Source organism: Porphyromonas sp. HMSC077F02 (assembly GCF_001815465.1).
GTDB classification, from domain to species: domain Bacteria; phylum Bacteroidota; class Bacteroidia; order Bacteroidales; family Porphyromonadaceae; genus Porphyromonas_A; species Porphyromonas_A somerae.
Genome location: NZ_KV820676.1, coordinates 72,200 through 75,328 on the forward strand (window position 1 = coordinate 72,200; position 3,129 = coordinate 75,328).

2 protein-coding genes are annotated in these 3,129 nt (G+C 39.2%); one reads left to right on the forward strand and one right to left on the reverse strand.

The window, feature by feature from the left end:
• Positions 1-266: 266 nt before the first annotated feature.
• Positions 267-1,880, reverse strand: coding sequence for a WG repeat-containing protein (locus HMPREF3027_RS06625; protein WP_070707730.1), 1,614 nt, complete (start codon positions 1,878-1,880; stop codon positions 267-269).
• A gap of 260 nt (positions 1,881-2,140) precedes the next feature.
• On the opposite strand from HMPREF3027_RS06625, the gene HMPREF3027_RS06630 reads away from it, so the two are divergent.
• The coding region (locus HMPREF3027_RS06630) for an IS5 family transposase (protein WP_070707743.1) at positions 2,141-3,129 on the forward strand (989 nt) is incomplete at its 3' end.

A 3,129-nucleotide genomic window follows, 5' to 3' on the forward strand; every position in this document is an offset into this window, starting at 1 on the left:
ATAATCAAACAACAAGGCAGTTTCTCAAGCCAGAAAAGATGAAAATCAGCAAAAAGTCAATCCAAAACGTCTAAACTTGAATGTGCAACAGTCTCTTTTTAGGAAATCACAAAGACGATCTGCTTTTTTTCTGCGGAATGGAGCATTACTATGATAATCTTTTGGATATCCAACTCGCTTAGGGTTGTGGAAACTACTACCACCCTATTGTACTCTATATATAAATGGAGCAAAGTTGCTTGCTTTTATTGTAGCTGTATCATCTTTTAGTCATCAACTTCCTCACTATCGGGTTGAGTCGCTTCTTCAGCCGCTAACATATTCGCCTTTGACTTAGAAATTGGGAATGTAAATGTAAGTGTAATTTCAATATCATTATCGTCGCATTGAAATACGATATCCCTTATTTCGGATGATATAACTTTCTCCTCAACCAGTTGGTAACGGCTTGATAAATGTTTGATGATTGTTGATTTAATAAGATCCAAATGATCTATTGCCTCAAAAGAGAATTCGATCTTCAAAATAACTTGTCGTACATGGGCATTGTCATTGAAGTTGTTTTCATCATTCGTTATGGCTTCATCAAAAACTATTTTAAAGTACCTTAGCGTAACATCATTGCCTAATGTTACCTCCTCCCCCTTTAGTAATGCATTTGGTTCGGTGTAAATTGATTGTAGGTTCCATGTATCTTCTTCTCTGAGATCACCCAATGTGCTCTCCTGATTAATCTCGCCTACAGAATAAGGGTTATTGCCAATCACATTATTGAGATTATATACTATTTCTGTCGTGTTAAAGTATTGAGACGAAACCGTGGGTACTACTCCATATTCGTTGTAGGTAAACGGAATTTTAAGTTGTTCAAGTTGAGGTGTAACGATATACTTTCCCTTTCTGTCTGTGATTCCCGATTTGGATCCATTTGAGACAGCTATTTTATCCTTATAGGTGGCAATGATTTCTTTAAATTGAGGGTTAATAGTGTAGTTGCCTTTTTTGTCAATTAACCCCCAAAGGTCTGAACCTGATGGCTCTACGATAGCCACTCCTCCCCTAAAGGGATACGCCCAGTCAAATTGTGGGTTGATAACATAGTTACCTTTCTTATCAATATAGCCGAAAGAATTTCCTTGAAATACCAGCGCTAGCCCCTCAGAAAAAGAATCTGCCCTATCAAACTGTGGGGGGATCACGTAGTTTCCTTTCTTGTCTATAAAGCCATACTTTTCACCTGATACAACTACAGCTAACCCCTCATGAAAGTCGAAAGCCCAATCAAACTGTGGGTTGATAATGTATCCCCCTTTTTTGTCAATATATCCGATTTTATTACTATCGTCTTGAAAGATGGCTAACCCTTCACTAAAATCACCAATATAAGTATAAGTCGCAGGGATGATATCACTCCCTGTTTTATCTATGGCACCATACTTGCCCTCAGAATTAACATATACTGCTAGCCCATCACTAAAATATCTGATAATCTGAGCTTTTTGGCAAGTAAATAGGACTTTCCCTTTGCTATCTATCGCCTGTATGTGCTCACCGCTAGGTGTTACAAAGGCAATATCTTCGCTAAAGATAGAAGCCTCAGCATAGGCAGCTGGAATGACATATTTTCCTTTTTTGTCAATAAAGCCATATAGCCCATTGTGGTCCATAACTCTCGCCAATCCATTTTTACTAAAAGATAATGCTTCTTTGAATTGGGGCATGATGACATACTTACCATTCCAGTCGATATAACCCATTTGGTCGCCTTGAACTATTGGTATAAGGCTAAGGTCATACCACTCGTCGTTACCTCCATTGGAGCCGCAACTAGATAGTAGCATCGTAAGGAGTGCCGTGGTGAGGAGTAATAATTTCTTCATAGTCTTTATTCTTTTATACAGTAAACTACTCTTGTGAAATCTATTCTCTAGGATAAATATACTGCAAACATATTAAAAATAATTGATATGACTTAAGGTTTGGCCCTTCAACCTGTGAATTTCATTCACATCTCCTAATTCGTGGACTGAGAATGTTGCGCGAAAAACTGGCTCAAACTATTGCGTATATCATTGATTATTAGTGTCTTTAATGTATAATTAAGGGGAGAATATAGTGTTGATTTATAGAGACAATAGTTATGGGATTCAAGCAAACGAGCAACAATGCACCCTCATTTACTGAGGTGTTTACCGAATTAAGAAATTCTAGAGCACGCAATGAGTTTCTAGAGCAAATTGACAAACTCATTGATTGGAGACCATTTCAAACACTCATAAATAAAAAGCTATGTAAGAGAGCTGAAGCGAAGGGTGAACCTACTTATGATGGAGTTCTAATGTTTAAGATCCTGCTTCTAGAGACGTGGTATAATTTGAGTGACAGAGCTGTTGAAGAGCGTATTAACGACTCCATCAGCTTTGGAAAGTTTCTTGATATTGATATGGAACACGTCTCTCCCGATCACAGCACCATTTGCCGTTTTCGCAATGCGATTGTAGAGAAAGACTTGTGGGATAAACTTTTGAGCCTTCTCAATAAGCAGCTACAACGCCATGGAATTATGAAGATTGAGACGGGAGCATTGGTTGATGCAAGTATAGTTGATAGTCCATATGCCCCCGATGGTTCTGTCAAGATAGAAGTCGCCGAGGATAGAGGGGACACCAGAAGCGAAGAAGCAAAAGAGGAAGAACGGAGCTATCAAGTTAAAGTTGGTAGTGCGAAACCAGGTGTGGATACGGAAGCCCGATGGGTGGTAAAATGTAAGAAGTTTAGATATGGGTACAAGAAACATGTCTTGACAGACGGAGAAGGCCTTGTGAATACCCTCACCACCACATCTGCCAATGTCTCAGACACGACAGAATTTCCAACTCTCATAGAGAAAGGAGCCCTTCAAAAAGGAGTAATGGTATTAGCTGATAAAGGGTACACCTCCAAGGCCAATAGAGAACATCTAACTGGCCACGGGCTCAAAGATGGGATAATGAGGAAAGCGATAAATGGGAAGCCACTTGGTGATAAAGATAAAGAATTCAACCGACAGATAAGCCAGTATCGAAATATAATTGAGCGCACCTTTGGAAGTATCAGACGCTGGTTTCACGGAGGGAGGTGTCGATATCG